The organism is Streptomyces glaucescens (assembly GCF_002154375.1).
In the GTDB taxonomy this organism is placed as follows: domain Bacteria; phylum Actinomycetota; class Actinomycetes; order Streptomycetales; family Streptomycetaceae; genus Streptomyces; species Streptomyces glaucescens.
Map to the genome: position 1 here is coordinate 1 of NZ_MUND01000815.1, position 2,339 is coordinate 2,339.

General features: G+C 69.3%; 3 protein-coding genes and 1 pseudogene. 2 read left to right on the top strand and 2 right to left on the bottom strand.

What is annotated here, in order from left to right; genetic code table 11:
- Together CCN42_RS37720 and CCN42_RS37725 are read right to left on the bottom strand one after the other, a co-directional pair.
- Positions 1-150, bottom strand: a 150-nt coding sequence (locus CCN42_RS37720) for a DUF397 domain-containing protein (RefSeq protein ID WP_086741763.1), incomplete at its 3' end; no start/stop codon positions are given.
- Positions 147-980, bottom strand: coding sequence for a helix-turn-helix domain-containing protein (locus tag CCN42_RS37725; protein ID WP_086741761.1), 834 nt, complete (start codon positions 978-980; stop codon positions 147-149). The genes CCN42_RS37725 and CCN42_RS37720, both read right to left, overlap by 4 nt.
- 143 nt (positions 981-1,123) lie before the next feature.
- Here CCN42_RS37725 and CCN42_RS37730 point away from each other — a divergent pair, with 143 nt between their 5' ends.
- Positions 1,124-1,570 carry an ATP-binding protein gene (locus CCN42_RS37730; protein WP_086741762.1) on the top strand — a complete coding sequence of 149 codons (447 nt, stop codon included), beginning with the start codon at positions 1,124-1,126 and terminating at the stop codon, positions 1,568-1,570.
- A gap of 293 nt (positions 1,571-1,863) precedes the next feature.
- Positions 1,864-2,339: pseudogene (locus CCN42_RS37735) on the top strand (helix-turn-helix domain-containing protein); the annotation flags it as partial.

Consider the following 2,339-nt stretch of genomic DNA (forward strand, 5'->3'; position numbering starts at 1 on the left):
GGCGAGGGTGAGGCGGGGGCCGTCGGGGTTCTTGGAGTCGCGCACGAGGATGCGGGTGGGGGCGGTGGCCACCTCGACGCAGGACGGGCCGTCGTCGGTGCTGTAGCTGCTCTTTATCCACTCCAGCTCGGCGCTGGGCTTGAGGCTCATGTCTCTCCCCGCAGGTTCTCGATGAAGGTCAGGGACTCTCGTGGCGTGAGAGCCTGCGCTCGGATGATCCCATAGCGCATGTCGAGGACGGTGGTCTCTTTCGGGTTGCACAACACACGGCTGATGAGTGGTGCTTCGCTGAGTCCCACGGCCGTCCCGTCCTTGAGCTTGAGCAATCGGAAAAGGCCACCGAGCCCGGAGTTCTCTTCGCTGCGCAGGGGGAGCACCTGGAGGTCGACGTTGGGTAAACGGGCCACTTCCACCAACCGTTCGAGCTGATCGCGCATGACCATCTTTCCCCCGATCAGCCGCCTCAGCGTCGCCTCGCACAGGACAAAGCTGAACAGTGGCTTGGCTGTCGCGCTGCTGATGATCTCCTGACGGGCCAGCCGCGCAGCCAGCTGCCGTTCCAGCTCTTCCTCCGTGAAAGGCGGTCGTCTAGAACTGAAAACGGCCCGCGCATAAGGTTCGGTCTGCAACAACCCGTCGATGACGGAGTTGTTGTAGGAGCAGATCTCGACGGCTTCCGCCTCCAGGCGCTGCACGTCCCGTACCTTCTTCGGATACCGGGCCTCCGCCACATCCCGCTTGAGCGCCGAGATCTTGCCGCCTGCGCCACACACCTCGTCCGCCGCGTCCAAGTACTCCGGCCGGGGAATCCGTCGCCCCCGCTCCACCGAGGAGACCAGTTCCTCCCCGTAGCCGATGGCCGCGCCGAACTCCGCCTGGGTCAGGCCGGCCGCCTCGCGCCACAGTTTCAGCTGCCGTACGACCGTGCGCATCACGGCCCCGGCCTCGTCGTCGTCCAGCCCCGCTTCCCACCCGCTCATGTCCGCCGCCTCCCGCCGCGCGCCCTGCCCCGGACCAACTCCGGCCGTCCCGCCCGGTCACCCCGGGCAGTCCGGACGGAACCGGACACACACCGGACAGCCGCTGGTCGCACGGGCCGTCCACCTTCACAGCGTACGCACGCATGAACACGCTGAGTAATGTGAATCAGGAAATCACCGCACCCAGCACTCCGCTCCGCCGGTTCTCCGTGCCGCTCTCCGCCACCCGCCGGGGCGCCCGGCTCGCCCGGCTGCTCGCCGCCGAGCAACTGCACGCGTGGGGACTGCCGTTGGACCCGGCCCGGCTGATCGTGGCCGAACTCGCCGCGAACGCCGCCGTGCACGGCAAGGTCCCCGGGCGCAGCTTCCGTCTCGGTCTGGCGGTCACCGGGTGCGGGGTGCTGCGTATCGAGGTGACCGACGCCAAGGGTGAGTGCGTGCCCAGGCGCCGGGACGCCGCACCGGATCCCGCCGAGTCGGGCTACGGTCTGCTGCTGGTCGAGGAGCTGGCCGACCGCTGGGGAGTGCGGCTGGGGCCGGTGCCGTGCAAGACCGTGTGGGCCGAGCTGGATCTCGGCGGTCGCCGGTGACCTGTTGCCGACGTGGCCGCACCGGCGCCCGGGAACACGTCATCCGGTGTGACGTCGACCGGGGCCGCGGGCGGTAAAAGACCAAAGAACCCGGGGGAAAAAACCCTCCCAACCAACCAAACCCCGCGTGCGTCACCCGGCTGGGTGAAACCGGTCGGTGTGGCTGGCGCGTCGTTGGCCCGGACGTGCAGTCTCGCCCCAGGCAACACCACAACCCCACACATGCATCGGCCCCCGCAGGGACTGGCATCCCGAGCGAGGGCCTGACCATCGAGGAAGTGAGCACCTTCCCCATGGCTGAGACGCAGCCTAACGCTGTCGCGCGTCCGAATCAGGGTGTTCGGCGGACCACCACCCACTCCGGTGTCACCCACGTACGGGCGTACCAACCCGACCGGTACACGATCGTCGGCAACCACCTCGCCCAGCACCGCGAGCTGTCGCTGACCGCCATCGGACTGGCCACCCACATCCTGTCGCTGCCGGAGGGCGCCCCGGTCGACATCCGCAGCCTCGCCGAGCGCTTCCCCGAGGGGCGGGACCGGATCGCCTTCGCCCTGCGGGAGCTTGAGGCGTACGGCTACCTGGCGCGGGTGCGGGAGCGCACGGAAGAGGGCCGCCTGTACACGCGTACCTACGCCCACCACGCCCCCGCAGCCGAGGCCACGGTCCGTACCGCCGACGGTGCCGTGGCCGGTGGTCGGGACCGGGAGACGGCACAGGCGAGCGAGCGGGTCCCCGTCCTCCCGGACCCGCTCGCTCGCCTGTG

Bases quoted from the DNA above. Each gene is read 5' to 3' on its own strand.
- CCN42_RS37725 (WP_086741761.1), bottom strand. From the start codon at position 980: ATGAGCGGGTGGGAAGCGGGGCTGGACGACGACGAGGCCGGGGCCGTG.
- CCN42_RS37730 (WP_086741762.1), top strand. From the start codon at position 1,124: ATGAACACGCTGAGTAATGTGAATCAGGAAATCACCGCACCCAGCACT.